The 26342-nt window shown below is 70.6% G+C and carries 27 protein-coding genes; 24 read left to right on the top strand and 3 right to left on the bottom strand.

Annotated elements, in window-relative coordinates; genetic code table 11:
* Positions 1-51 precede the first annotated feature (51 nt).
* From secD to AC3A3H_RS15310, 4 genes are all read left to right on the top strand, one after another.
* Positions 52-1791: a protein translocase subunit SecD gene (gene secD / locus AC3A3H_RS15325; RefSeq protein WP_487615401.1), complete on the top strand. Its 1740-nt coding sequence runs from the start codon at positions 52-54 to the stop codon at positions 1789-1791.
* Complete coding sequence (secF, locus tag AC3A3H_RS15320; RefSeq protein ID WP_487615400.1) at positions 1791-2807, top strand: protein translocase subunit SecF; 1017 nt, start codon at positions 1791-1793, stop codon at positions 2805-2807. Before secD ends, secF begins: the two co-directional genes overlap by 1 nt.
* 9 nt (positions 2808-2816) lie before the next feature.
* Positions 2817-3200 (top strand): rhodanese-like domain-containing protein, encoded by a 384-nt coding sequence (locus AC3A3H_RS15315; RefSeq protein WP_487615399.1) that lies wholly within the window; start codon positions 2817-2819, stop codon positions 3198-3200.
* A 72-nt stretch (positions 3201-3272) separates the two neighbouring features.
* Complete coding sequence (locus tag AC3A3H_RS15310; RefSeq protein WP_487615398.1) at positions 3273-5522, top strand: RelA/SpoT family protein; 2250 nt, start codon at positions 3273-3275, stop codon at positions 5520-5522.
* On the opposite strand, the gene AC3A3H_RS15305 is transcribed toward AC3A3H_RS15310, so the two are convergent.
* The 3 genes from AC3A3H_RS15305 to AC3A3H_RS15295 all read right to left on the bottom strand — a co-directional run bounded on the left by AC3A3H_RS15305 (position 5509) and on the right by AC3A3H_RS15295 (position 8269).
* Positions 5509-6078, bottom strand: coding sequence for a type IV toxin-antitoxin system AbiEi family antitoxin (locus AC3A3H_RS15305; RefSeq protein ID WP_487615397.1), 570 nt, complete (start codon positions 6076-6078; stop codon positions 5509-5511). The two genes, AC3A3H_RS15310 and AC3A3H_RS15305, sit on opposite strands and share 14 nt — an antisense overlap.
* A gap of 127 nt (positions 6079-6205) precedes the next feature.
* Positions 6206-7435: a DUF349 domain-containing protein gene (locus AC3A3H_RS15300; RefSeq protein ID WP_487615396.1), complete on the bottom strand. Its 1230-nt coding sequence runs from the start codon at positions 7433-7435 to the stop codon at positions 6206-6208.
* 57 nt (positions 7436-7492) lie between these two features.
* Complete coding sequence (locus AC3A3H_RS15295) at positions 7493-8269, bottom strand: peptidylprolyl isomerase (RefSeq protein WP_487615395.1); 777 nt, start codon at positions 8267-8269, stop codon at positions 7493-7495.
* Between the two features lie 182 nt (positions 8270-8451).
* On the opposite strand from AC3A3H_RS15295, the gene AC3A3H_RS15290 reads away from it, so the two are divergent.
* The 20 genes from AC3A3H_RS15290 (at position 8452) to AC3A3H_RS15195 (ending at position 26342) form a co-directional block, all read left to right on the top strand.
* The gene (locus AC3A3H_RS15290) at positions 8452-9792 is read left to right on the top strand and encodes a replication-associated recombination protein A (protein WP_487615394.1); all 1341 of its coding nucleotides are present in this window, start codon (positions 8452-8454) and stop codon (positions 9790-9792) included.
* 196 nt (positions 9793-9988) lie between these two features.
* Entirely contained in the window at positions 9989-10612 is a 624-nt protein-coding gene (gene rpsD / locus AC3A3H_RS15285; RefSeq protein WP_487615393.1) for a 30S ribosomal protein S4, read from the top strand.
* A gap of 132 nt (positions 10613-10744) precedes the next feature.
* A complete protein-coding gene (locus AC3A3H_RS15280) occupies positions 10745-11122 on the top strand; it encodes a DUF948 domain-containing protein (RefSeq protein WP_487615392.1) in 378 nt (125 codons plus the stop codon).
* Between the two features lie 50 nt (positions 11123-11172).
* Positions 11173-11364, top strand: a complete 192-nt coding sequence (locus AC3A3H_RS15275) for a hypothetical protein (protein ID WP_487615391.1) — start codon at positions 11173-11175, stop codon at positions 11362-11364.
* Positions 11365-11422: 58 nt separating this feature from the next.
* Positions 11423-14080 carry an alanine--tRNA ligase gene (alaS, locus tag AC3A3H_RS15270; protein WP_487615390.1) on the top strand — a complete coding sequence of 886 codons (2658 nt, stop codon included), beginning with the start codon at positions 11423-11425 and terminating at the stop codon, positions 14078-14080.
* Between the two features lie 3 nt (positions 14081-14083).
* Entirely contained in the window at positions 14084-14551 is a 468-nt protein-coding gene (ruvX, locus tag AC3A3H_RS15265) for a Holliday junction resolvase RuvX (protein WP_487615389.1), read from the top strand.
* Positions 14541-16124, top strand: a complete 1584-nt coding sequence (gene mltG / locus AC3A3H_RS15260; protein WP_487615388.1) for an endolytic transglycosylase MltG — start codon at positions 14541-14543, stop codon at positions 16122-16124. The genes ruvX and mltG overlap by 11 nt, the downstream gene beginning before the upstream one ends.
* Positions 16117-17373, top strand: a complete 1257-nt coding sequence (locus AC3A3H_RS15255) for a shikimate dehydrogenase (protein WP_487615387.1) — start codon at positions 16117-16119, stop codon at positions 17371-17373. Before mltG ends, AC3A3H_RS15255 begins: the two co-directional genes overlap by 8 nt.
* 76 nt (positions 17374-17449) lie before the next feature.
* The gene (gene aroC, locus AC3A3H_RS15250; protein WP_487615386.1) at positions 17450-18658 is read left to right on the top strand and encodes a chorismate synthase; all 1209 of its coding nucleotides are present in this window, start codon (positions 17450-17452) and stop codon (positions 18656-18658) included.
* Complete coding sequence (locus tag AC3A3H_RS15245) at positions 18655-19173, top strand: shikimate kinase (RefSeq protein WP_487615474.1); 519 nt, start codon at positions 18655-18657, stop codon at positions 19171-19173. The genes aroC and AC3A3H_RS15245 overlap by 4 nt, the downstream gene beginning before the upstream one ends.
* Entirely contained in the window at positions 19170-20249 is a 1080-nt protein-coding gene (gene aroB / locus AC3A3H_RS15240) for a 3-dehydroquinate synthase (RefSeq protein ID WP_487615385.1), read from the top strand. The genes AC3A3H_RS15245 and aroB overlap by 4 nt, the downstream gene beginning before the upstream one ends.
* Entirely contained in the window at positions 20249-20638 is a 390-nt protein-coding gene (locus AC3A3H_RS15235; protein WP_487615384.1) for a hypothetical protein, read from the top strand. Before aroB ends, AC3A3H_RS15235 begins: the two co-directional genes overlap by 1 nt.
* Positions 20639-20643: 5 nt before the next feature.
* The gene (locus tag AC3A3H_RS15230) at positions 20644-21081 is read left to right on the top strand and encodes a type II 3-dehydroquinate dehydratase (RefSeq protein ID WP_487615383.1); all 438 of its coding nucleotides are present in this window, start codon (positions 20644-20646) and stop codon (positions 21079-21081) included.
* Between the two features lie 99 nt (positions 21082-21180).
* Positions 21181-21744, top strand: a complete 564-nt coding sequence (gene efp, locus AC3A3H_RS15225) for an elongation factor P (protein ID WP_487615382.1) — start codon at positions 21181-21183, stop codon at positions 21742-21744.
* Positions 21744-22166 carry a transcription antitermination factor NusB gene (nusB, locus tag AC3A3H_RS15220; protein WP_487615381.1) on the top strand — a complete coding sequence of 141 codons (423 nt, stop codon included), beginning with the start codon at positions 21744-21746 and terminating at the stop codon, positions 22164-22166. Before efp ends, nusB begins: the two co-directional genes overlap by 1 nt.
* The gene (locus tag AC3A3H_RS15215; protein ID WP_487615380.1) at positions 22163-22879 is read left to right on the top strand and encodes a DsbA family protein; all 717 of its coding nucleotides are present in this window, start codon (positions 22163-22165) and stop codon (positions 22877-22879) included. The genes nusB and AC3A3H_RS15215 overlap by 4 nt, the downstream gene beginning before the upstream one ends.
* A 77-nt stretch (positions 22880-22956) precedes the next feature.
* Entirely contained in the window at positions 22957-23508 is a 552-nt protein-coding gene (pyrR, locus tag AC3A3H_RS15210; RefSeq protein ID WP_487615379.1) for a bifunctional pyr operon transcriptional regulator/uracil phosphoribosyltransferase PyrR, read from the top strand.
* Entirely contained in the window at positions 23505-24482 is a 978-nt protein-coding gene (locus tag AC3A3H_RS15205) for an aspartate carbamoyltransferase catalytic subunit (RefSeq protein ID WP_487615378.1), read from the top strand. The genes pyrR and AC3A3H_RS15205 overlap by 4 nt, the downstream gene beginning before the upstream one ends.
* Positions 24479-25804 carry a dihydroorotase gene (locus tag AC3A3H_RS15200; RefSeq protein ID WP_487615377.1) on the top strand — a complete coding sequence of 442 codons (1326 nt, stop codon included), beginning with the start codon at positions 24479-24481 and terminating at the stop codon, positions 25802-25804. The genes AC3A3H_RS15205 and AC3A3H_RS15200 overlap by 4 nt, the downstream gene beginning before the upstream one ends.
* Positions 25797-26342: a PH-like domain-containing protein gene (locus AC3A3H_RS15195; protein WP_487615376.1), complete on the top strand. Its 546-nt coding sequence runs from the start codon at positions 25797-25799 to the stop codon at positions 26340-26342. Before AC3A3H_RS15200 ends, AC3A3H_RS15195 begins: the two co-directional genes overlap by 8 nt.

Genomic DNA, 26342 nt, shown 5'->3' with positions numbered 1-26342 from the left:
TCCGCGTGCCGACTGGGTGCGCGGATCGCTCGTAGAAAGCTGAGTTCCTAGGTGGCAAAGTCGACTCCGGTCAAAAAGGCCTGGCGTTCGTTGACGTGGCTCGGTGTGATCGTGGTGGTCCTGCTCGGGACCCTCGCGGCCGGCGTCCTGTTCAGCAACGCGACGTGGCTGCCCAAGCTCGCCCTCGACCTCGAGGGCGGCACCCAGATCATCCTCGCCCCGCAGGTCGAGAACGGTCAGTCGGTGCAGCAGCAGCAGCTCGACCAGGCGGTCTCGATCATCCGGCAGCGCATCGACGCGTCGGGTGTGTCCGAGGCGCAGATCTCCACCGAGGGCTCGCGCAACATCGTGGTTTCGCTGCCGGGCAAGCCCGACCAGCAGACGCTCGACCGCGTCAAGGCGAGCGCGCGACTGGACTTCCGTCCGGTCCTGCAGACCAGCGGCCCGACGAACGAGGTCGTGGGTGCCGACGGCAAGTCGACCCCGGCGCCGAGCCCCGCGCCCGGCCTGCAGTCCACGCCGTCGACCAAGCCGACGAACGGCAGCGACCTGGCCTGGGTGACCCCGGAGCTGCAGGCGCAGTTCGACGCGTACTCGTGCGCCGACAACAAGAACAAGGACCTCAGCGCGGCGCCCACCGACAAGCCGCTGATCACCTGTGACGACGGCAACACGGTCAAGTACCTGCTCGGCCCGGTCGAGGTGAAGGGCCAGAACATCTCCGACGCGAGCGCCGGCCTGATGCAGAGCTCGCAGGGCGTCACGACCGGCCAGTGGGCGGTCAACATCGTCTTCGACGCCACGGGCACGAAGCAGTTCGCCGCCGTGACCACGCGCCTGAACGCCCTCCAGGGCGCGCAGAACCAGTTCGCGATCGTCCTGGACGGCCGGGTCATCTCGGCGCCGACGACGAACGCGGTAATCACCGACGGCAAGCCGCAGATCTCGGGCAACTTCACCGAGCAGAGCGCCAAGACGCTCGCCGACCAGCTCAAGTTCGGCGCCCTGCCGTTCAGCTTCAAGGTGCAGAGCCAGGACGACATCTCGGCCACCCTGGGAACCTCGCAGCTGATCAGCGGTCTCATCGCCGGCCTGATCGGTCTGATCCTGGTCGCGATCTACACCTTCTTCCAGTACCGCCTGCTCGGCCTGGTCACGATCTTCTCGCTCGTGGTCGCCGGCACGCTCACCTGGCTGACGATCTCGCTGATGTCCTGGCACTACGACTACCGGCTCTCGCTCGCGGGCGTCGCCGGTCTGATCGTCGCGATCGGCTTCACAGCGGACTCGTTCATCGTCTACTTCGAGCGAATACGAGACGAGTTGCGCGACGGGCGCAGTCTCGAATCCGCGGTGGAGGCCGGCTGGGGCCGTGCACGCCGCACGATCTATGCGTCCAAGGCGACCAACCTCCTCGCGGCCGTCGTGCTGTACGTGCTCGCCGCGGCGAACGTGCGCGGATTCGCGTTCACGCTCGGCCTGACGACCATCATCGACGTCATCGTGGTGCTGCTGTTCACGCACCCGACGCTCCAGCTCCTGGCGAAGACCCGGTTCTTCAGCAGTGGCCACCCGCTGTCCGGTCTCGATCCCGAGGCTCTCGGCGCGGTGTACCGCGGCGCGGCCCGGTTCCGTGCGCCGCAGCCCGAGCTGGTGGGCGCAGGCAAGAACGCCCGCAGCAGCGGCGAGGCGGCCCGCCGCCAGACGATCGCCGAGCGCAAGGCGGCCGAGCTCGCCTCCGCCTCGACCTCCTCGTCATCCGATCGATCGACCGAGGGGAAGGACAACTGATGGCCAGCCGCCTCACCACGTTCGGAAACGACCTCTACACCGGCGCGCGCTCGTTCGACTTCGTCGGCAAGCGCAAGATCTGGTACTCCATCGCGATCGTGATGGTCGTGCTCTCGATCCTGATCCCGGTCGTCAAGGGCGGGTTCAACTTCTCGATCGAGTTCCGCGGCGGGTCGCAGTTCCAGATCAGCCAGGTGCAGAGCACGGACACCAGCAAGGCGCAGAGCGCCGTCGCAGGCGTCGTGCCGAACGCCGTCTCCCACGTCAGCGTGGTGGGCAACAACGCCATCCAGGTGCAGACCGACCAGCTCTCGGACACCGAGACCAAGGCCGTGGCCGACGCGCTCGCCAAGGCGTACGGCGTCCCGTCGTCCGAAGTCTCGTCGACGTTCATCGGCCCCTCGTGGGGCGCGGACGTGACGCAGCAGTCCATCCAGGGCCTGGTGGTCTTCCTGCTGCTGGCGTTCATCGCCATGGCGCTGTACTTCCGGACCTGGAAGATGTCGGCGTCGGCGATCATCTCGCTCTTCCACGACCTCATCATCACCGCTGGGATCTACGCCCTCGTCGGCTTCGAGGTGTCGCCCGCGACGATGATCGGCTTCCTGACGATCCTCGGCTACTCGCTGTACGACACCGTCGTGGTGTTCGACAAGATCCGCGAGAATACGCGCGAGGAGATGGAGCTCAGCCGGCGGACGTTCCCGGAGGCGGTGAATCTGGCGGTGAACCAGACGCTGGTCCGGTCGATCAACACCGCCGTCGTGGCGGTGCTGCCGGTCGCGTCGATCCTCTTCATCGGTGCGTATGCCTTCGGCGCCGCCACGCTGCGCGACATCTCGCTCGCGCTGCTGATCGGCATCATCGTGGGCACGTATTCGACCATCTTCCTGGCGGCCCCGATGTACTCGCAGTTCCGCGAGGGCGAGGCCGGGATCAAGAAGCACGACCAGAAGGTCCGCTCCATCCGGCCCAAGGCCCAGGTCGCCGCGACCGAGCCCGTCCCGGCGGAGTAGCGTCGGCGCATGAGCGGAAGCTACCTGTCGGAGGACGAGGTGACTGCCGCGCGTGCGCGCGAGCTGGTGGACGCCGGAGCGGCCTGGCTGCTGGACGTCCGCGAGGACCACGAGTGGGAGTCCGGCCATGCTCCGGCCGCCCATCACATCCCGATGGGGGAACTCGGACTGCGCCAGGACGAGCTGCCGGAGGACGAGCAGATCCTGGTGATCTGCGCCGTCGGCGGCCGATCGCGGATGGTGACGGACGCGCTGCTGCAGGCCGACTATCCCGCTGCGAACGTGGCCGGCGGGATGCTCGCCTGGCAGGCGTCCGGCGGCCCGGTCTCCGACCCGCTCCCTCCCGGGGGACCGATCGCCCAGCCCGGCCGGCCGCCGGGAGCGTCCGCCTGAGCGCCGCTCGCGCCCGCCCGGTGAACGGGAAGGCGCGAACAGCGACGATAATGGACGACAGGAGGCGAGCAGATGGTTGACACGACGACACCGCAGTCCGCCTCGCTGCGCCGTCTCGTCCCGCGGATCTTCTCCCGCGCGCAGCCCGCCGGCGCGGTCGACACGCTGATCCGCACCGTGCGCATGCACCATCCGAAGGCCGACCTCTCGCTGATCGAGCGGGCGTACACCGTGGCGGAGCGCGCCCACGACGGCCAGAAGCGCCGGTCCGGCGAGCCGTACATCACGCACCCGGTCGCGGTCGCCCAGATCATCGCGGACCTCGGCATCGGCGCCAAGACGATCGCCGCCGCGCTGCTGCACGACACGGTGGAGGACACCGCCTACACGCTCGACGAGCTGCGCGACCAGTTCGGCGACGAGATCGCCATGCTGGTCGACGGCGTCACCAAGCTCGACAAGGTCAAGTACGGGGACAGCGCCCAAGCCGAGACCGTCCGCAAGATGATCGTCGCGATGTCCAAGGACATCCGTGTGTTGATCATCAAGCTGGCGGACCGGCTGCACAACGCGCGCACCTGGGGCTTCGTCCCGGCGGCCAGCGCCACCCGCAAGGCGACGGAGACGCTCGAGATCTACGCGCCGCTGGCACACCGGCTCGGCATCCAGGCGATCAAGTGGGAGCTCGAGGATCTGTCGTTCGCCGTGCTCTATCCCAAGCTCTACGCGGAGATCGAGAGCCTGGTGAAGCAGCGCACCCCGGAGCGCGAGCGGCTCGTGCAGCAGGTGATCGACGCGATCAACGACGACCTCAAGACCGCGAAGATCCGCGGCAAGGTGGTCGGCCGCCCGAAGCAGTACTACTCGATCTACCAGAAGATGGTCGTGCGGGGCCGCGAGTTCGACGACATCTACGACCTGGTCGGCATCCGCGTGCTGGTCAACACGGTGCGCGACTGCTACGCCGTGCTCGGTTCGATCCACGCGCGCTGGACGCCGATGCCCGGCCGGTTCAAGGACTACATCGCCACCCCGAAGTTCAACCTGTACCAGTCCCTGCATACGACCGTGATCGGTCCGCAGGGCCGTCCGGTCGAGATCCAGATCCGCACCGAGGAGATGCACCAGCGCGCCGAGTTCGGTGTGGCGGCGCACTGGAAGTACAAGGAGACGACCACCGGCAAGAGCACCGGCGGCCCGGGCAAGGTGGACACCGACCTGGCGTGGCTCGCGCACATCTCCGACTGGCAGGCCGAGACGGCCGACCCGTCGGAGTTCCTGGACTCGCTCCGGTTCGAGATCGGCGCGAAAGAGGTCTACGTCTTCACCCCGAAGGGCCGCGTGATCGGCCTGCCCGCCGGCGCGACGCCGGTCGACTTCGCGTATGCCGTGCACACGGAGGTCGGCCACCGCACGATGGGCGCGAAGGTGAACGGACGGCTGGTGCCGCTGGAGAGCACGCTCTCCACCGGTGACGTCGTCGAGATCTTCACCTCCAAGAACCCGGACTCCGGCCCGAGCCAGGACTGGCTGAACTTCGTCAAGAGCCCGCGGGCGCGCAACAAGATCCGGCAGTGGTTCACCAAGGAGCGCCGCGACGAGGCGATCGAGCAGGGCAAGGACGCGATCGCACGCGCGATGCGCAAGCAGAACCTGCCGCTGCAGAAGCTGATGACGCAGGACGCCCTGGTCGAGGTCGCGTCGTCGCTCAAGCACCCCGACGTCTCGTCCCTGTACGCGTCCGTCGGCGAGGGCCACATCTCGACCCAGTCGGTGATCGAGAAGATCGTCTCCTCGCTGCAGAGCGAGGTCGAGTCCGACGGCGAGATGGACATCCCGGTCAAGGGCCGGCCCAAGCAGCTGCGCAACAGCGACTCCGGGGTGCTCGTGCGCGGCGCGCCCGACATCCTGGTGAAGCTCGCGAAGTGCTGCACGCCCGTCCCCGGTGATCCCATCGTCGGCTTCGTGACGCGCGGTCAGGGCGTCTCCGTGCACCAGGCGAACTGCCACAACGTGCAGTCCCTGCTGCAGGAGCCCGACCGCATGATCGACGTGGAGTGGGCGCCGAGCTCGAAGAGCGTCTTCCTGGTGCAGATCCAGGTGGAGGCCCTCGACCGCTCCGGGCTGCTCTCCGACGTCACGCGGGTGCTGTCCGAGCACCATGTCAACATCCTCTCTGCGACGGTGACGACGTCGAGCAACCGGCTGGCGCTGAGCCGCTTCGTGTTCGAGATGGGCGACACCACCCACCTCGACCGCGTGCTCAACGCCGTGCGCCGGATCGACGGCGTCTACGACGTGTACCGGGTCAGCGCGGGCTGACCGGCGCCGGAAGCCGGGTCCGCTCCACCAGCGACATCCGGGTGAGCGCCCTGGGCACTCCCTGCCTGCGCGAACAGGCCAGGGAGGCGCCCAACTCGTCCGGCCCCTCGCGGCCGAGTTGCAGCAGGTGGCGCACTTCGAGCGCCTCGGCTGGCCCGAACCGGGGGAGCGTCAGCATGAGATCGGCCGCGGTGCGCAGGGGCACGGTCACGCGGACGCCACTCAGCTTCACCGCCTCGCCCGCCGCGAGCGTGTGCTGGTGCGCGTCGAAGTCGGGAGGCACCCGCCCACGTCGACCGCCGTCCACGCAGACCTGCGGCCGGAGCGGAGGCACGGACCGGGTGCCGTGGATCCACGCCGCGGTGCCGCGATCGGCGACCGTGCGCCCAGGCCGTAGCGCCGCGAACGCCGCTGCGCGCAAGGAGGGGGTGTCGGGGGTGTCCGGCGAGGCGAACGCGTCGCCGACGCGGTAGAGCTCGCCGTCGAGCACGAGCGCGAAGAGCTCGGCCAGCGGGAGGACGTCACGGTCGAAGAGGAGAGGAGTTGCTGTCGTCATGCGTCCAGCCTCCGCCGACCGCGGCCGCCGTGGGCCGCCGTCGCCGGATCAGTGGACTACTCGACGCCGTGAACGGCTGTGGAGGACAGCTCAGCCCAGCGCACAGCTCAGCCCGGTGTGCTGCAACTCAGCCCAGCGCGTCCAGCCACACCTTGCGGGCGTCCAGCGCCTCCTGAGCCGCCTTGACCTTGGCGGAGTCGCCGCTGGCCTTGGCCTCCTCCAGCTCCTGCTCCAGCTTGGCGATCGCCGCATTCAGCTGGCTGGCGAGCCCCTCGGAGCGCGCCTTCTTCTCGGGGTTGTTGCGCTCCCAGTGCTCTTCGTCCAACCGGCGGACGGACGCCTCGACCTTGCGCAGCCGGTCCTCGATGGGGCGCACCTGGTCGCGCGGCACGCGTCCTATCGCGTCCCAGCGCTCCTGGATGGAGAGCAGCTTGGTGCGCGCGGTCTCGCGGTCCTTCTCCGTGAGGAGCGGCTCCGCCTCGTCGAGCAGCGCGAGCTTGAGCGTGAGGTTCTCCTCGTACTCGACGTTGTCGCGCGCGTCGACCTCGGCCTTCGCCGAGTAGATCGCGTCGCCCGCCGCCTTGAACCGTGCCCACAGCGCGTCGTCGTTCTTCTTGCCCGCGCGCCCGGCCAGCTTCCACTGGTCGAGCAGGCGCCGGTACTCCGGCACCCCGTCGGCGCCGAGCGGCACGAGGCCCTCGGCCTGCTCGATCAGCGCGTTCTTGCGGGAGCGCACGTCGCGGTGCTGGTTGTCGAGCTCGGCGAAGAACGCCTTGCGGTTGTGCTCGATGGTCGAGCGCGCGGCGCGGAACCGCTTCCAGAGCTCGTTCGCCTCGTTCTTGGGGAGGCGCGGGCCGTCGTGCTGGTGCGCCTGCCAGCTCGCGAAGAGCGCGTCGAGCTCCGCGGTGGTCTGCTTCCACTGCGTGCGGCCCGGGTCCTGCGCGGCGAGGGCCTCGGCCTGCTCCACGATCGCGGTGCGGTCGGCGATGGCCTGCTCCAGTGCGGCCTTGGCCTCGGCGCTCTGCTGCTCGGTGAGCTCCTCGACGGTGCCGCCGAGCGCGTCGAGCCGCGTGATCAGCGACGCAAGGTCGCCCACGGCGTTGGCGCCCTCCACCGAGCTGCGCAGGCTCGCCACGGACTTGGCGACATCGGCCGCCGGGGCGCCGCGGCGGGCGCGCTGCTCCAGGAGGCCGACCTGGCCGGCGAGGTCGGTGTACTTGCGCTCGAAGTAGGAGATCGCCTCCTCCGGAGTGCCGTCCGGGTACTCGCCGACGGCGCGCTCGCCGTCGCCCTCACGGACGTACACGGTGCCGGTCTCGTCGACGCGACCCCAGGGGTGCTGTTCAGAAGTAGCCAAGAGCCTCACCTTGCTTGCGGTGCCACGTTGAGAATCAGCCTATTGCACGCGCCGGGATCACTGCAGCGTGAAGCTGTCGATCTTCGTCGCGACGGCGGGCTTGCCGTCCGTGCCGCCGCCCTGGACGCCCTTGTCGGCGACGTCGGTCACCAGGGTGTCGAGGCCGCTCGTGATCGTGCCGATGACGGTGTAGCCGCCGGCCGAGTCGGACGGGATGGTGGTGTCCTTGTAGACGATGAAGAACTGGCTGCCCTGGCTGTTCGCGTTGCCGCTCTGGCGTGCCATGGCGAGGGTGCCCGCCGGGTACTTGTCGTCCTTCGGCGCGTTCTCGATGGGGCCGTAGGAGTAGCCGGGGCCACCGCTGCCGTCGCCGTTCGGGTCGCCGCACTGGAGCACGTAGAAGCCGCCGTTGGTGAGGCGGTGGCAGGTCAGGCCGTCGTAGAACTTCTTCTGCGTCAGCGCGATGGTCGAGGAGACCGCCTGCGGCGCGGCGGCGCCGTCGAGCGAGACGCCGAGCTTGATCCCGTTGATGGTGAGGTCGCCGGTCCAGGTGCGGCCCTCTGCGATGCTCTTGGACGGCACCCCGGCCGCCGCCGACGAGGAGGGGGAGGGCGACGGCGAGGCGGACGCGCTGGTGGCGGCCGGCTTGGCGAAGAAGAGCAGCTGCGTGCCGATCGCGAGCGCGACGATCACGAGGACGGCGATCCCGGCCACCCAGTTGTCGCGGCGGCGGCGCCTGGCCTTCTCCTCGTGCACCGTCTGCCGCGCCTGATAGGCCCGGAGACGCTCGCGAGCCTGTCGCGCGTCGCGGTCGTTCTGCTTGCTGGGTGCCACGTCTGTCCTCCGGGGGCGCCGTCGAGCGGGGGATGGGTGCCATTCCGCTCCGACGGTCGGGTCGCGCGGGATGGATGCTGCACGAACCTTATCCGTCGCGGCTATGAGCGCCCAAACCCGCGCGCCGTCCTGCGCCCGACCGGCGAGACAGCGATGTCGGTGGCGGCGACTACGCTTGTCGAGTGGTCGACGTGCAACCTGGGCTCCGGACGGGAGCGACGCCTCTCGCCGTGCGCATGCGGCCGAAGTCCCTCGAGGAGGTCGCGGGACAGCGCCACCTGCTGCGGCCGGGTTCCCCGCTGGTCGCGCTGGCCTCCGACAAAGATGGCCAGTCCGGCTCGGTCTCGGTCATCCTGTGGGGCCCGCCCGGCACCGGCAAGACCACGCTGGCGCAGGCCATCGCGCACTCATCCGGCCGGCGGTTCGTGGAGCTGTCCGCGGTGACGGCCGGTGTGAAGGACGTCCGGCTGGTGATGGACGAGGCGCTCTCCACGCGCGACCTGTACGGCGTCTCCACCGTGCTGTTCCTGGACGAGATCCACCGGTTCACCAAGGCGCAGCAGGACGCGCTCCTGCCCGGCGTCGAGAACGGCTGGGTCATCCTCGTCGCCGCGACCACCGAGAACCCGTCGTTCTCCGTGATCTCGCCGCTGCTGTCGCGGTCGCTCCTGCTCACGCTGGAGACGCTGAGCGACGAGGACCTCGGCGTGGTCATCGACCGCGCGGTGTCCGACGACCGGGGTCTGGGCGGCCAGTACACCCTGGAGGACGAGGCCCGCGCGGCGCTCGTCCGGCTGGCCTCCGGCGACGCCCGGCGCGCCCTCACCGCGCTGGAGGCCGCGTCGGTGACCGCTGCGTCACTGACGCCCGCGACCGCCAAGAAGAAGCCGGTCATCACGGCCGAGCTCGTGGCGCAGGCCGTCGACCGCGCCCTGCTGCGCTACGACCGCAACGGCGACGAGCATTACGACGTCATCAGCGCGTTCATCAAGTCCGTCCGCGGCTCGGACGTCGACGCGGCGCTGCACTACCTGGCGCGGATGATCGAGGCGGGGGAGGATCCGCGATTCATCGCCCGCAGAATCATCGTCTCGGCGTCGGAGGACATCGGGATGGCCGACCCGCAGGCCCTGGTGGTCGCGATCGCCGCCGCCGACGCCGTGCAGTACATCGGGATGCCGGAGGGACGCATCCCGCTCGCCCAGGCGGTCGTCCACCTGGCCACCGCACCCAAGTCGAACGCGGCGCACATGGCGCTGGACGCGGCGATCGCCGACGTGCGCGCCGGCAAGATCGGGAGGGTGCCCAAGCACCTGCGCGACGCGCACTATCCCGGGGCCAAGCGGCTCGGCCACGGCAAGGGCTACAAGTATCCGCACGACGACGCGCTCGGCGTGCTGGAGCAGCAGTACCTGCCCGACGAGCTGGCCGACACCACCTACTACGCGCCGACCGAGCACGGCAACGAGCGCGAGGTCGCCGCACGCCTGGCGAAGCTGCGCCGCATCGTGCGCGGACGCTGACCGCGGTCTGCTAGAATCGACGGGCCTAGAAGCGTGTTCAGGGTGCGGCTGCCCGGGACACGCTTTCGACGGGACAGGCCCTGTAGCCGGGCGTCCCTGGCGTGAATCCCTCTCTCTTGCAGGTGAAAAACCCTGCGCAGTGCGCCCCTGTGCGCCCTGCGACCAACATTCGTAGAGAGAAAACCGAAAGGAAACCGTGTCTTCACGTTCCCGCAGCAAGACCCGCGAGTCGCGCGCCCTGGGCATCGCCCTCACCCCGAAGGCGGCCCGCTACATGGAGAAGCGCCCGTACGCACCGGGTGAGCACGGCCGCACCAAGCGCAAGGCCGACTCCGACTACGCCGTTCGTCTGCGTGAGAAGCAGCGTCTGCGCGCCCAGTACGGCATCCTCGAGAAGCAGGTCCGCATCGCCTTCGAAGAGGCGCGCCGCACCGCCGGCCTGACCGGTGAGAACCTGGTCGAGCTCCTCGAGATGCGCCTCGACGCCCTGGTCCTGCGTGCCGGCTTCGCCCGCACCATCTCCCAGGCCCGTCAGTTCGTGGTGCACCGCCACATCCTCGTCGACGGCAAGATCGTCGACCGCCCGTCCTTCCGCGTGAAGCCGGGTCAGCTCATCCACGTCAAGGCCCGCTCCGAGGGCACCGAGCCCTTCCAGGTCGCGGCCGCCGGCGGTCACGTCGACGTCCTCCCGAAGGTCCCGGCCTACCTCGAGGTCGAGATCGACAAGCTCCAGGCCCGCCTCGTGCGCCGCCCGAAGCGCGCCGAGGTCCCCATCACCTGTGACGTGCAGCTCGTCGTCGAGTACTACGCCGCCCGCTAAGGCGAGCGAGACTCCCGTGGAACGGGGTCGCGGCTTCGGCCGCGGCCCCGTTCTCGCGTTCCCCGGTCCATTCCGGGCCGGTTTCCCGTACGCTGGGGGTCGTATGCCCGTCACGGAATGGAGGGGGCCGACATGTCCGGAGGCGACATCGCGGGACTGATCGCGGCGGGCGTGTTCGCCGTCCTCGTCGGATTCATCGCGGTCCCGCTGCTGAAGCTCGGGCGGGTGCTCGACTCCACGCGCGACGCGATCAAGGAGACCAGCGACGGCATCACGCCGATCCTGGAGGAGACCGCGACCACCCTGCAGGAGACGAACAAGCAGCTCGCCAGGGTCGACACCATCACCAAGAACGTCGCCGATGTGACCGGCAACGTGTCCGCGCTCGTCGCGCTCTTCGCCGCGACCGTCGGCGGCCCGCTGATCAAGCTCGCGGGCTTCAGCGCGGCCGTGCGCGCCGCCCTCCGCGTGCCCGGGGCCTCCCGGCGTTCGCGCCGCAAGGCGGACTAGACTTGCGCGAGTGCGCTGAACGCACGCATCCAGGGAGGGAAGATCCGGCAATGAAGAGTTTCCTGTGGCTCCTGATCGGCGTGGCTCTCGGCTTCGTCGTCGCCCACAAGGTCAACGAGACCCCGAGGGGTCGCGACTTCTTCGGCACGCTCGACAAGAAGGCGCGCGACTTCGGCGAGGCCGTCTCCGACGGGTACCGCCAGCGCGAGGCCGAGCTGCGGTCCGCCATCGACGGCGACTGAGCGCCCGTCCCCTCTTCCGACCTCGCCTCCTCGCTTCACCCTCGATCGACCGGAAACCATGCAGACTGCTGAAATCCACCGCCGCTGGCTCGACTTCTTCGCCACGCGCGGTCACACCGTCGTTCCGTCCGCCTCGCTCGTCAGCGACGACCCGTCGCTGCTGTTCACGGTGGCCGGGATGGTGCCCTTCGTCCCGTATCTGACCGGTGTCGTCCCCGCGCCGTTCCCGCGCGCGACCAGCGTCCAGAAGTGCATCCGCACGCTGGACATCGAGGAGGTCGGCAAGACCCCGCGGCACGGCACCTTCTTCCAGATGTGCGGCAACTTCTCCTTCGGCGACTACTTCAAGGAGCAGGCGATCACGTTCGCCTGGGACCTCCTCACCACGGCGGAGGACGAGGGCGGCCTCGGCTTCGACCCGAAGGACCTCTGGGTCACGGTGTACGAGGAGGACGACGAGGCCCGCGAGATCTGGACCCGCGTCGCCGGCCTCCCGGCCGAGCGCATCCAGGGCCTCGGCAAGGACACCAACTACTGGTCGACCGGTCAGCCCGGCCCGGCCGGCCCGTGCTCGGAGATCTTCTTCGACCGTGGCCCGGCGTACGGCATCGACGGCGGCCCGGCGACCGACGACGACCGCTACGTCGAAATCTGGAACCTCGTCTTCATGCAGTATCTGCGCGGCGAGGGCACCGGCAAGAAGGACTTCGACATCCTCGGCGACCTGCCGAAGAAGAACATCGACACCGGCCTCGGGCTGGAGCGCGTCGCGTTCATCAAGCAGGGCGTCGACAACATGTACGAGATCGACCAGGTGCGTCCGGTGCTCGATCGCGCTGCGGAGCTGGCGGGCAAGCCGTACGGCAACGAGGCGCACGAGGACGACGTCCGCCTGCGCGTGGTCGCCGACCACGTCCGCAGCGCCCTGATGCTGATGACAGACGGCGTCACGCCGTCCAACGAGGGCCGCGGCTACGTGCTGCGCCGGCTGCTGCGCCGGACGGTGCGCGCGATGCGCCTGCTCGGCGTCGAGACGGCGACTTTCCCGCAGCTGTTCCCGGCCTCCCGCGACGCCATGAAGGCGGCGTACCCCGAGGTGGAGGCCGAGTTCAGCCGCACCTCGCAGCTCGCGTACGCGGAGGAGGAGACCTTCCTGCGCACTCTCGCGTCCGGCACGAGCATCCTCGACACGGCGGTCGCGAACACCAAGGGCGCGGGCAAGGACGAGCTGGCCGGTGACACGGCGTTCCTGCTGCACGACACCTACGGCTTCCCGATCGACCTGACCTTGGAGATGGCGGAGGAGGCCGGCCTCAGCGTGGACCGCGCCGCGTTCGACACGCTCATGGCCGACCAGCGCGCCCGCGCGAAGGCCGACGCCAAGGCGAAGAAGACCGCTCTGGCGGACCTGTCGGTCTACAGCGCGTTCCGCGCGCAGGGCGAGACGGTCTTCACCGGCTACACCGACCTCGAGACGGAGTCGAGCGTGCTCGGCCTGATCGTGGACGGCCGGTCCGTGAACGTCGCGCGCGAGGGTCAGGTCGCGGAGATCATCCTCGGCGCGACCTCCCTCTACGCGGAGTCCGGCGGCCAGGACGCCGACGCGGGCACGATCGTGGGCCCGGGCTACGAGCTCGACGTACTCGACGTGCAGAAGCCGGTGAAGGGCCTGATCAGCCACAAGGTGCTCGTGCGCAGCGGCGAGGTCGGCGTCGGCTCCCCGGCGACGAGCCTCGTGGACGCGGAGTACCGCCGCGGAGCCAAGCAGGCGCATTCGGGCACGCACATCATCCACGCGGCGCTGCGCCAGGTGCTGGGCCCGAACGCCCACCAGTCCGGCTCGTTCAACAAGGCCGGCTACCTCCGGCTCGACTTCTCCTGGAACCAGGCGCTGTCGCCGGAGACCCGCAGCGAGATCGAGGAGATCTCCAACAACGCGATCCGCGACAACCTCCAGGTGACGACGCGCGAGCTGCCGCTCGCCGAGGCCAAGGCGCTCGGCGCGATGGCGTTGTTCGGCGAGAAGTATGGGGACGTCGTGCGCGTCGTCGACATCGGCGGACCGTGGTCGCGCGAGCTCTGCGCTGGCACGCACGTGACGACCAGCTCGGAGATCGGGATGATCAACCTGGTCAGCGAGTCGTCGGTCGGCTCAACCAACCGGCGCGTGGAGTCGCTGGTCGGCCTGGAGGCCTTCCAGGACCTCGCGGTCGAGCGCACGATCGTGTCCCAGCTCTCCGGCGCGCTCAAGACGCCGCGCGAGCAGCTGCCCGAGAAGATCGCCGACCTGATGGCGAGCCTCAAGGCGGCGGAGAAGCGCATCCAGGCGTTCGAGGCCCGCGCGGTGCTCGACAAGGTGCCCGCTCTGCTGGAGTCCGCCTCCCGCCGGGGTGCGGTCACCGTTGTGGCGGAGGACGCCGGCGCGCTGAACTCCGCGGACGACCTGAGGCTGCTGGTGACGACCGTGCGCGAGCGACTGGGCTCGGACGCGGCGGCCGTCGCGCTCGCGGCGCGCGCGGCGGGCAAGCCCGTCGTGATCGTGGCGACCAACCAGGCCGCCCGTGACGCCGGCGTGAACGCGGGCGCGCTCGCGAAGACGGCGTCCGGCGTGCTGGGCGGCGGCGGCGGCGGCAAGGCGGACCTCGCGCAGGGCGGCGGCACGGACGCCGAAGCCATCCCGGCGGCGCTCTCCGCGGTGGTCGCGGCGATCGGCTGACACGTGCGGAGCGGAGTGCGGCTCGGCATCGACGTCGGGAAGGTGCGCATCGGCGTGAGCCGGTCCGACCTCCATGGCGTCCTGGCGACTCCGGTGGAGACGGTCGCACGCTCCGAGGATGCTGCGGATCGGCGCAGGATCGCGGAGATTGTGACCGAACTCGGAGTTTTCGAGATTATCGTCGGGTTGCCTCTGGCGCTCTCGGGCGCGCACACCGCGTCGACGGCGGATGCCGTCGCCTTCGCGGAAGCGCTCGACGCCGAGGTGGACGTCCCGGTGCGGTTGGTGGACGAACGGCTCTCGACCGTCTCGGCCCATTCGGCGCTCCGGGCGTCGGGCAAGAACTCGAAAAGCGCGCGTCCGGTGGTGGATCAGGTAGCCGCCACGATAATTTTGCAGCACGCCCTCGACGCGGAGCGCGCTTCAGGCCGTCCGCCGGGCCAACCCGTCGAACCGAGCATTGGACACTAGTTTGTCGCAGAACCCGCAGGAGAAGCCGGAGCCGCCCGTCTTCCCCGCCGTGAACCGGCAGCAGCCGCTGACCAGGCGCGAGGCGCGTGAGGCCAGGGAGGCACGGGAGGCGCAGGAAGCTCTGGCGGGGCAGAAAGCTCCCGCGCCGCAGGAAGGACGGGATGCCGACGCCCGTCACCCGCAGACCCCGGGTCCGTGGACGCCGCCTCCCGCCGAGACCCCGGTGAACCGGCAGACCCTCGCCGGATTGGATTTCGACTCCGTGGTGACCGGTCCCGTGCCGGTCGACACGACCGAGGCCGATGAGCGCGAGACCGTCGCCGTGGCCGCGCGTCACGAGGCCGCCCACGGGGGCGAGAAGCGTGACCAGCACCGGTTCGACGACCCGGCGCACGCGATCTTCGCGCCGCTCGCCGACGACGCCGCACGCCGTGCGGATGGTGGCCACGGCTCTCCGCTCGCCTGGCGCCAGCAGAACTACGTCTCGCACGAGCCGCCGCGCAAGCGCAAGCGGCGCTGGGTGAAGCGGCTCGTCATCACCCTCGTGGTCGTGCTCGTCCTCGGCGGCCTTGCGGCGGGTGGCTTCATGGCGTTCCAGCCCCAGGTCGCGGCGCTGGTCGCGAAGGTGATGCCCCAGGACGACGACTACCAGGGCACCGGCACCGGGTCTGTGACGTTCACGATCAAGTCGGGTGACGACGGCAGCGCCATCGCCACGAACCTGCAGAAGGCCGGCGTGACGAAGAGCTACGACGCCTTCTACTCGCTGCTGCTGCGTCAGCAGCCGCAGGTGGTCTGGCAGCCCGGCGTGTTCAAGCTGGCCAAGCAGATGAGTGCGAAGGCCGCGCTCACCGCGCTGCAGGACCCGGCCTCCCGGATGCAGAACACCGCGGTGATCCCGGAGGGCACGGCGGAGAAGGACGCGCTGCAGACGGTCGCCGACGCGACGAAGATCCCGCTGGCCGAGCTGCAGCAGGCCGCGGCGAACCCGGCCGAGTTCGGGGTGCCCGCGCAGGCGAAGACCCTGGAGGGCTTCCTGTTCCCTGCGACGTACACGTTCCCGCCCGGCATCTCGGCGCACGACGCGATCAAGACCATGGTCGACCGTTCCTTCCAGTCGCTCGACGAGGCCGGCGTGCCGGTCGCCGACCGCTGGAACACGGTGGTCCTCGCCTCGATCGTGCAGCGCGAGGCCGGCCTCAAGGACGACTTCCCGAAGGTCGCACGTGTGTTCCTCAACCGCCTCGCCCAGGGCTGGGACCTCCAGTCGGACGCGACCGTCGCCTACGGGACCGGCCACACCGACCGCGTCGCGACCACCGACGCCGAGCGCGCGGACGCGTCGAACCCGTATAACACGTACGCCCACCCCGGCCTCCCGGTCGGGCCCATCTCGAACCCCGGCGACCTCGCGTTCAACGCGGTGATGCACCCGGCGGACGGGACCTGGATGTACTTCGTGACCTGGAACCTCAAGACCGGCGAGACGATCTTCTCGACCACCCAGGCCGAGCACGACGCCGCGGTCGAGAAGTGGCAGCAATGGATGAAGGACAACCCCGGCTATGAGTGACGAACCGAAGTCCCGGCCCACCGCGAAGCCCCGTAAGCCCCGCGCGCAGGGGACGAAGGGGGCGCCCGCGGACGCGCTCGACTCCTCCGTGGAGAACGGGGTCTCCGAGGCGTCGGCCGAAGGACTGATCGCCGAGCTGGTGGAGGCCGAGCGCGAGGCGGAGGCCGAAGAAGCCGCGATCGCGGAGGCCGAGGAGGCCGCCGACAGCGAGGAGCCGCGCGACGAGGTCGAGCCCGAGGTCGAGCCCGAGCCTGAGGTCGTCGAGGTCGTCGAGGTCGAGCAGGTCATCGAGACCGTAGACGAGGATGGCGTGATCGAGGTCGAGGAGGTCGACGAGGTCGTCGTCGAGGTCGCGCCGCCGGCCACCGCCTCCCGCCGGCTGGCCGTGCTCGGCTCGCCGATCGGGCACTCGAAGTCGCCGGCTCTGCACCGGGCCGCCTACGACGCCCTCGGGCTGGACTGGTCGTACGACCAGCTCGACGTGGCGGAGGACGGGCTCGCGGACTTCATCGACGGACTGGGCGAGGAGTGGCGCGGCCTGTCGCTGACGATGCCGCTCAAGCAGGCCGTGATCCCGCTGCTGACCGAGACCGACCGGGTCGCGGAGCAGACCGGCGCGGCCAACACCGTGCTGCTCGACGGGGACGACCTCCGCGGGTTCAACACCGATGTCGCCGGCATCGTCCGCGCGCTCTCGGCCGCTGGGCTGGCGAGCGCACGCTACGTGCACGTCCTCGGCGGGGGTGCGACCGCCGCGTCCGCGCTGGTCGCCGCGGCCGAGCTCGGGGCCGAGCGCGTGGACGTGCACGTCCGCGACCTGCAGAAGAGCGTCTGGCTGGAGCCGCTCGCCCACCAGCTCGGGCTGATGATCCGCATCCGGTCGTTCGCGCAGGCCGACCGGTCGCTCGACGTCCCGGAGCTCGTGATCAGCGCCCTGCCCGGCGGTGCCACCACGGAGGCGCTCTACACGGACTCGACCCGCCGCAAGGCGGTGCTGCTCGACGTGGCGTACGACCCGTGGCCGAGCGTGCTCGCGACGACCTGGCAGGCCGTCGGCGGCCGGGTGGTCTCCGGGCTGGCGATGCTCGCGCACCAGGCGCTGCTGCAGGTGCGGATCTTCGTGTCCGGCGACGTGCTGCAGCCGCTGCCCGATGAGGAGGGCGTGCTGGAGGCCATGCTCGCCGCGGTCGGCATCGACGCGGAGGGGGCGCCCGTCGGCGACGGCTCCGTCGAGGGCGAAGCGGAATAGGCCGACCACTGCCGCAGCGGCCGCTTCCGGCGTAACGGCGGGAGGCGGGCCCCCGTCGCTGTGCCAGAATCGAAGCATGCTTCGTTGGCTCACGGCCGGGGAATCCCACGGTCCCGAACTCATCGCCGTCCTCGAGGGGCTCCCCGCGGGCGTCCCCGTCTCCCTGGACGCCGTCCGCGCCGATCTGGCCCGCCGCAAGCTGGGCTATGGCCGCGGTGCGCGCATGAAGTTCGAGCAGGACGCGCTGGAGGTCTCCGGCGGCGTCCGGCACGGCCTGAGCCTCGGCAGCCCGATCGCGCTGCGCATCGGCAACACCGAGTGGCCCAAGTGGGTCGACGTGATGAGCGCCGAGCCGGTCGACCCGGAGAAGCTCGCCAGCGGTCGCGGCGCCGCGCTGACCCGCCCGCGCCCCGGTCACGCCGACCTGGTCGGCATGCAGAAGTACGGTTTCGACGAGGCCCGTCCGGTGCTGGAGCGCGCGAGCGCCCGGGAGACCGCGGCCCGGGTCGCGCTCGGCGCCGTCGCGCGCTCGTTCCTCGCCGAGCTCGGCATCACGCTGGTCAGCCACACGCTGTCGATCGGACCCGTCCGCGTGCCCGAGGACGCCCCGCTGCCCACGCCGGCCGATGTCGCCGCGCTCGACGCCGACCCGCTGCGCTGCTTCGACCCCGCCACCTCCGAGCGGATGGTCGCCGAGGTGGACGACGCCCACAAGGAGGGCGACACCCTCGGCGGTGTCGTGGAGGTGCTCGCCTACGGCCTCCCGCCGGGGCTCGGCTCGCACGTGCACTGGGACCGCCGCCTCGACGCGCAGCTCGCCGCCGCGCTGATGGGCATCCAGGCGATCAAGGGCGTGGAGGTCGGCGACGGCTTCCTGACCACCACCCGGCGCGGCTCGCAGGCGCATGACGAGCTCGTCACCGAGGAGGGCGCCATCCAGCGCACCAGCGATCGTGCCGGCGGCACGGAGGGCGGCATGAGCACCGGCAGTGTGCTCCGTGTGCGCGCGGGCATGAAGCCGATCGCCACGGTCCCGCACTCGCTGCGCACCATCGACGTCGCGACCAGTGAGGCCGCGCCCGCGCACCACCAGCGCTCCGACGTCTGCGCGGTCCCCGCGGCCGGCGTGGTCGCGGAGGCCATGGTCGCGCTCGTGCTCGCGAACGCCGTGCTGGAGAAGTTCGGCGGCGACTCCGTCACCGAGACGGCGCGCAACCTCCGCGGGTACCTCGACAACATCCCGCAGAATCTGGCGACGGAGCGCGTCAGCGCGCCGTACGCCTGAGTCCGGTGACGATCGTCCTGATCGGCCCACCCGCAGCGGGCAAGACGCGGCTGGGCAAGCGCCTCGCCCGGCGGCTCGGCCTCCCGTTCGTCGACACCGACGCGGTCGTGGTCGCCGGGCACGGGGCCATCGCCGACATCTTCGCGGAGCACGGCGAGCCCTACTTCCGCGCCCTCGAACGGGCCGCGGTCGCCGAGGCGGTCGCCCGGCCCGGCATCGTCTCGCTGGGCGGGGGAGCGGTGCTCGACCCGGACACGCAGGCGGACCTCGCGGCGACGCGGGTCGTCCTGCTCACCGTCCGGCCGGAGGCCATCGCCTCCCGGATCACCAACCGCAAGCGCCCGCTGGTCACCGACCTGGAGTCGTGGACGCGGCTCGTGGAGGCGCGCACCCCGCTGTACCAGTCGCTCGCGGACTACACCGCTGACACCTCGACCCGGCCGATCGAGACCATCGTCGAGGAGATCGCGCGCTGGGTGGAAGGCGGCCGCAGCACCGAACAAGGAGAGTCATGACCGACCAGCCCACCGAGATCCTCGTCGCCGGCGCGAACCAGTACCCGGTCGTCATCGGGCGCGGCCTCCGGTTCGGCCTCGCCGCACACCTCGGCAGCGGTGTGAACAAGGTGCTCGTCGTGCACCCGCCGACCCTCGGCGCCGCCGCGGCGGAGCTGCGCGAGTCGCTCGTCGGCCAGTACGAGGTGCTGCTCGCCGAGGTCCCGGACGCGGAGGCCGCGAAGCGCGTGGAGGTCGCGTCGTTCCTGTGGGGGATCATGGGCCAGGCCGACTTCACCCGGTCGGACGCGGTCGTCGGCTTCGGCGGTGGCGCGGTAACCGACCTGGCGGGCTTCGTCGCGGCCACCTGGCTGCGCGGCGTGCGCCTGGTGCAGGTGCCGACGACGCTGCTCGGGATGGTGGACGCGGCGGTCGGAGGCAAGACCGGCATCAACACCGCCGAGGGCAAGAACCTGGTCGGCGTCTTCTACGCGCCGGCCGCGGTGATCTGCGACCTGGACACGCTCACCTCGCTCGGCCGCAACGAGCTCCTCGCGGGCTTCGCCGAGGTCGTCAAGTACGGCTTCATCGCCGAACCGGAGATCCTGGACATCGTCGAGCGGGACGTCGATGTCGCGACCGACCCGGAGTCGCCGGAGTTCCGCCGCCTGGTCGAGCTGTCCGTCGGGATCAAGGCCCGGGTGGTGGGGGAGGACTTCACCGAGCAGGGCCTCCGCGAGATCCTCAACTACGGCCACACCCTCGGCCACGCGATCGAGCACGCCGAGCGCTACCAGTGGCGGCACGGCGCCGCGGTCTCGGTCGGGATGGTCTACGCCGCCGAGCTCGGCCGGCTGAGCGGCCGGCTGAGCGACGAGGCCGTGGACCGGCACCGGCGCATCCTGGAGTCGCTCACGCTGCCGACCAGTTACCCGCTCGGCCGCTGGCAGACCCTGCTGGCGACCATGCAGCGCGACAAGAAGGCGCGCGGCAGCCTGCTGCGGTTCATCGTGCTGGACGACATCGGGCGGCCGACCGTGCTCGCCGGGCCGGACCAGAGCCTCCTGTTCGCCGCCTACCAGGAGGTGGGCTCCTGATGGCCAAGACCGTCGTGCAGAAGCTGCTCCTGAAGGCGGGCGACGCCCTGAGCCTCGTCGGGGCCGGAGAGGACGAGCGCGTCGTGCTCGGCGCCCTGCCGGACGGCGTGACGGAGGTCGATCCGGGGGAGGCCGTGGTGTCCGTGACGTTCGTGCGCACCCGCGACGAGCTCCTGGCGCGGTTCGGGGCCGAACTGCCCGCGCTCGCCGGCGCCCGCGCGGTCTGGTTCCTCTACCCGAAGGGCGGCAAGGCCGACTTCAATCGGGACACCTTCATCCGGGAGGCCGGAGCGTTCGGCTGGCGCGCGATCAGCAATGTCGCCGTCGACGACGTCTGGTCGGCGGTGCGCGTCCGTCCGCTCGCCGACGGCGAAGCGCCGGTAGGGTGAGCGGCATGAGTGCAGTCCTCGTCCTGAACGGTCCCAACCTCGGCCGGCTCGGCACCCGCGAGCCGGACGTCTACGGCGCGGGAACGCTCGACGACCTCCGCGCGGAACTGCAGCGCGACGCCCCCGACGCGGTGATCGACCTCCGCCAGACCGACGTCGAGGGGGAGTTGCTCGGCTGGCTGCACGAGGCCGCGGACTCCGGCGCCCCGGTCATCCTCAACGCGGGCGCGTGGACCCACTACTCCTACGCGCTGCGGGATGCGGTCTCGCTCGTGACGAAGGCCGGCGGCACCGTCATCGAGGTGCACCTGTCCAACCCGCACGCCCGCGAGGAGTTCCGGCACACCAGTGTGATCAGCGCGGTCTCGACCGGTGTCATCGCCGGTTTCGGGTTCGAGTCGTACCGGCTCGCTCTGGCGTTCATTCGCCGAAACGCGCGCTGACGTCTAGAATCTTCTGGGGCTCCGTACGCCGGGCCCGTCGTGGACGGCGAGGGGCGCCGGATCCACCCGAATCTTCCGCAAACCGAATGGAACTCTGGCATGGCATCGACCGCTGACATCAAGAACGGCATCGTCCTCAACATCGACGGACAGCTCTGGAGCGTCATCGAGTTCCAGCACGTCAAGCCGGGCAAGGGTGGAGCGTTCGTCCGCACGAAGCTGAAGAACGTCACGACCGGCAAGACCGTCGACCGCACCTACAACGCCGGGGCGAAGATCGACATCACCAACGTCGACCGCCGCGAGTACCAGTACCTGTACCAGGACGGCGCCGACTTCGTCTTCATGGACACCAGCGACTACGACCAGATCACCATCAGCGGCACGGTCGTCGCCGACGCCGCCAACTTCATGCTGGAGAACCAGAACGTGACGGTCGCGCTGCACGAGGGCTCGCCGCTCTACGTCGAGCTGCCCGCCTCGGTCGTCCTGGAGATCACCTACACCGAGCCCGGCCTGCAGGGCGACCGCTCCACCGGCGGCACCAAGCCGGCGACCGTGGAGACCGGCTACCAGATCCAGGTCCCGCTGTTCCTCGAGACCGGCACCAAGGTCAAGGTCGACACCCGCACCGGCGACTACCTCGGCCGCGTCAACGACTAGTGAGCGCCCGGACCAAGGCGCGCAAGCGCGCGCTCGATGTGCTGTTCAGCGCCGACCTGCGCCAGCTGACCCTGCCGCAGGCGCTGGCCACCGAGGCGGAGCGCGCCGCCAACGAGCCGACTCGTGAGGCCTCCTGGCTGTACGCGCGCGAGATCGTGGACGGCGTGATCGACCACCAGGACGAGATCGACGAGCAGATCGAGACGTACGCGCAGGGCTGGACGCTGGCGCGCATGCCCGCCGTCGACCGCGCCATCCTGCGCATCGGCGTCTGGGAGCTGCTGTTCAACGACGAGGTGCCGGACGGCGTGGCGATCTCGGAGGCCGTGGAGGCCGCGACCGTGCTGTCGACGGACGACTCCGCCGGATTCGTGAACGGCCTGCTGGCGAAGATCGCGCAGAACCGGCCGCAGCGCGCATGAGTGCGACGCGCCGGCTCCGCCGGATCGTCGCCGCTGTCGCCCTGGCGGTCGCGGTGACCGCGGGCGTCGCCTCCTGCTCGCTGCTCGGCGGCAACTCGAACGTCCCGGTCGCGACCGCCAAGCCGGCCACCGGGACCGACGGCGCCGCCAACTTCGACGGCGGTTTCATCTCGGCGGGGTCCGGCTCGAAGAAGGTCGACATCTGGTTCGACGCGATGTGCCCGGTGTGCGGCGCCTTCGAGAAGACGAACGGCGAGACGCTGGCGAAGGCCGTCGCAGACGATTCGATCACCCTCCGGCTGCACCCGCTGACGTTCCTGGACCGGGCCTCGAACGGCACCGGCTACTCCACGCGCGCGGCCGCGGCGCTCGTCTGCGTGGCCGTGCACGACCCGGAGCGGGCGCTCGACTACTACCAGGCGCTGTTCACGAACCAGCCCGAGGAGAACTCCAGCGGACTGACCGACACGGAGCTCGCCAAGCTCGCGACCGACCTCGGCATCGCGGACATCGGCGACTGCATCGACCGCAGCGGCCCGTACCAGGCGTGGGCGCAGGCCAACACCGCCCACTCCCAGACCGGTCCGATCGAGGTCGACGGCACGAAGGTGCTCGACAACATCCAGGGCACGCCGACGGTCATCGTGAACGGCAAGCAGTACACCGGGTCGATCAGCGACGAGAAGGAGTTCGCGAGCTTCCTCGGTCGGTGAGCGCCGGAGTCCCTGCTAGGCTCGACCCAATTGGCATCCTTTAACAGCCGTCCTGCGAGGCGGGGAAGGAGGTCGGCATGACAGCGCGTACCGTGCTGCAGCAGGCTGACATCGCCCGGGCGTTGACTCGGATCTCCCACGAGATCCTGGAGTCCAACCGGGGAACGAACGACCTGGTGATCCTGGGCATCCCGACGCGCGGCGTCGTCCTCGCCCGGCGGATCGCCGAGAACATCCAGCGGATCGAGCCGGACTCGGTCGCGTCGCCCGACGACATCGTCGGCTCGCTCGACGTGACGATGTACCGCGACGATCTGTCGCGGCATCCCACCCGGGCGCCGCAGCCGACCTCGCTGCCGGGGCCGATCGACGGGCGGACCGTGGTCCTGGTGGACGACGTGCTGTTCTCCGGCCGCACCATCCGGGCCGCGCTCGACGCGCTCAGCGACCTGGGCAGGCCCCGGGCCGTCCGGCTCGCCGTGCTGGTCGACCGCGGCCACCGCGAGCTGCCGATCCGCGCGGACTTCGTCGGCAAGAACCTGCCGTCGGCGGCGTCCGAGCGGATCTTCGTGCGGCTCGACGAGGTCGACGGCGAGGAGTCCGTGACGATCGAGGAGGCGTCGGCATGAGGCACCTGCTGAGCACCAAGACCCTGTCGCGCGGCGACGCGATCACCCTGCTCGACGTCGCCGAGGACATGGCGGACGTGCAGGACCGCGAGGTCAAGAAGCTCCCGACGCTGCGCGGCAAGACGGTCGTCAACCTGTTCTTCGAGGACTCCACCCGCACGCGCATCTCGTTCGAGGCGGCGGCGAAGCGGCTGTCGGCGGACGTCATCAACTTCTCCGCCAAGGGGTCCAGCGTCTCCAAGGGCGAGAGCCTGAAGGACACCGCGCAGACGCTGGCGGCGATGGGCGCGGACGCGGTCGTCGTGCGGCACAGCGCCTCCGGGGCGCCGTTGACCCTGGCGACCAGCGGCTGGATCGACGCGGGCGTGCTCAACGCCGGCGACGGCACCCACGAGCACCCGACCCAGGCGCTGCTCGACGCCTTCACCATGCGGCGCCGGCTGCACGGCCGCGCCTCCCGCGGCCGCGACCTCGACGGCGTGACGGTGACCATCGTCGGCGACATCCTGCACTCGCGGGTGGCCCGGTCCAACGTGTGGCTGCTGCAGACGCTCGGCGCGCGAGTGGACCTGGTCGCCCCGCCGACGCTCCTGCCGGTCGACGTGTCGAGCTGGCCGGCCGCCATCGGCTACGACCTGGACGCGGCGATCGACGCCCGGCCCGACGTCGTGATGATGCTCCGCATCCAGGGCGAGCGGATGCGCGCGGCCTACTTCCCGTCCGAGCGCGAGTACGCGCGGCGCTGGGGCCTCGACGACGAACGGCTGGCGCGTCTCGGGGCCGATAGCATTGTGATGCACCCGGGACCGATGAACCGCGGGCTGGAGATCTCGGCGGCCGCCGCCGACTCGCCGCGGTCGACGGTGCGGGAGCAGGTCGCCAACGGCGTGTCCGTGCGAATGGCCGCGCTGTACCTGCTGCTGTCCGGAGGCGACAACAGTTCCCAGACGATGAACGATGGTGGTGTGCGATGAGCGAGAGTGCGACGCAGAAGTTCTTGATCCGCGGCGCGACTCTGGCCGACGGAAGCCGCACCGACCTGCTCCTCGCCGGCGGCCGGATCGCCGCCACCGGCCGGGATGCGTCCGACGCGGGCGCGACCGTGATCGACGCGGACGGCCTGATCGCCCTCCCCGGCCTGGTCGACCTGCACACCCACCTGCGCGAGCCCGGCTACGAGCAGAGCGAGACTGTCCTCACCGGCACGCGCGCCGCGGCGGCGGGAGGCTTCACCGCGGTCTTCCCGATGGCGAACACCTCCCCGGTCGCCGACACCGCCGGCGTCGTGGAGCAGGTGCTCCGGCTCGGTGAGGCCGCGGGCTACGCGACCGTGCAGCCGATCGGCGCCGTGACCGTCGGCCTCGCGGGCGAGCAGCTCGCCGAGCTCGGCGCGATGGCCGACTCCCGCGCCAAGGTGCGGGTCTTCTCCGACGACGGAAAGTGCGTGTCCGACCCGCTGCTGATGCGCCGGGCCCTGGAGTACGTCAAGGCGTTCGGCGGTGTGATCGCGCAGCACGCGCAGGAGCCGCGGCTCACCGAGGGCGCCCAGATGAACGAGGGCGCGCTGTCCGGCGAGCTCGGCCTGACCGGCTGGCCGGCCGTGGCCGAGGAGTCGATCATCGCCCGTGATGTGCTCCTCGCCGAGCACGTCGGCTCCCGCCTGCATGTCTGCCACGTGTCGACGGCCGGCTCGGTCGACGTCATCCGCTGGGCGAAGGCGCGCGGCGTCGACGTCACGGCCGAGGTGACGCCGCACCACCTGCTGCTGACCGAGGAGCTCGCCTCCGGGTACGACTCCCGCTACAAGGTGAACCCTCCGCTGCGCCGCGCGGAGGACGTGGAGGCGCTGCGCGCCGGCCTCGCGGACGGGACGATCGACATCGTCGCCACCGACCACGCGCCGCACCCGGTGGAGTCCAAGGACTGCGAGTGGGACGCTGCGGCCTTCGGGATGGTGGGGCTGGAATCCGCACTCTCGGTCGTGCAGGCCTCTGTGGTCGACAACGGTCTGCTCGGCTGGACGGACATCGCCCGGGTGCTCTCGGCGACTCCGGCCCGCATCGGCCGCCTGGACGGCCACGGCCTCCCGCTGGAGACCGGCTCGCCTGCCGAGCTGTTCCTCTACGACCCGACGGCCTCGCGGGAGTTCACGACCGGCGACCTCGCGGGCAAGGGCGTCAACTCGCCCTACCTGTCGATGACGCTGCCCGGACGGGTGCTGGCGACCTTCCACCGCGGCTACGCGACCGTGCTCGACGGTGCCGTGGTCGAGGAGCTGGAGGCCGCACGTGGATAAGCTCCTGCCCACCATCGGCATCCTGCTCGTCGTCATCGTCGTGCTGGCGCTCGCGCTGGTCGGCTGGCGCCGGCGCGTGCGGCGCGACGCCCCGGCGGGCGGCGGCTACCCGGCGCCGGCGACGGCGGCGGCGGTGACCGCGGCCTCCGACGTGCTCTACGTCGCGACGACCAAGGCCGGCGAGTCCCTGGAGCGCCTGGCGCTGCCCGGGTTGTCGTATCGCGGCAAGGGCACCGTCGAGGTCTCCGCCGACGGCGTGCAGCTGCGCGTGACGGGGGAGCAGCCGGTCTTCATCCCGGCGTCGGCGCTCACCGGCGTCGGCGCGGCGACGGTCACGATCGACCGGGTCGTGGAGCGGGACGGCCTGCTCCGGCTCGGCTGGACCACCAGCGGCGGCGCGGCCGCCGACAGCTACTTCCGGGTCGTGGACCCGGCCGGCCGCGGCCTCCTGACCGCGGCCGTGGAAGACATCCTCCCGGGCGGTTCGACGCCCGAGGCAACAACGGACAGTACTAACCCCGAAGATTGGGAGGTGTGA

It is taken from the genome of Leifsonia sp. Soil_N53 (genome assembly GCF_057655165.1).
This window is presented reverse-complemented; position numbering and strand designations above follow the sequence as displayed.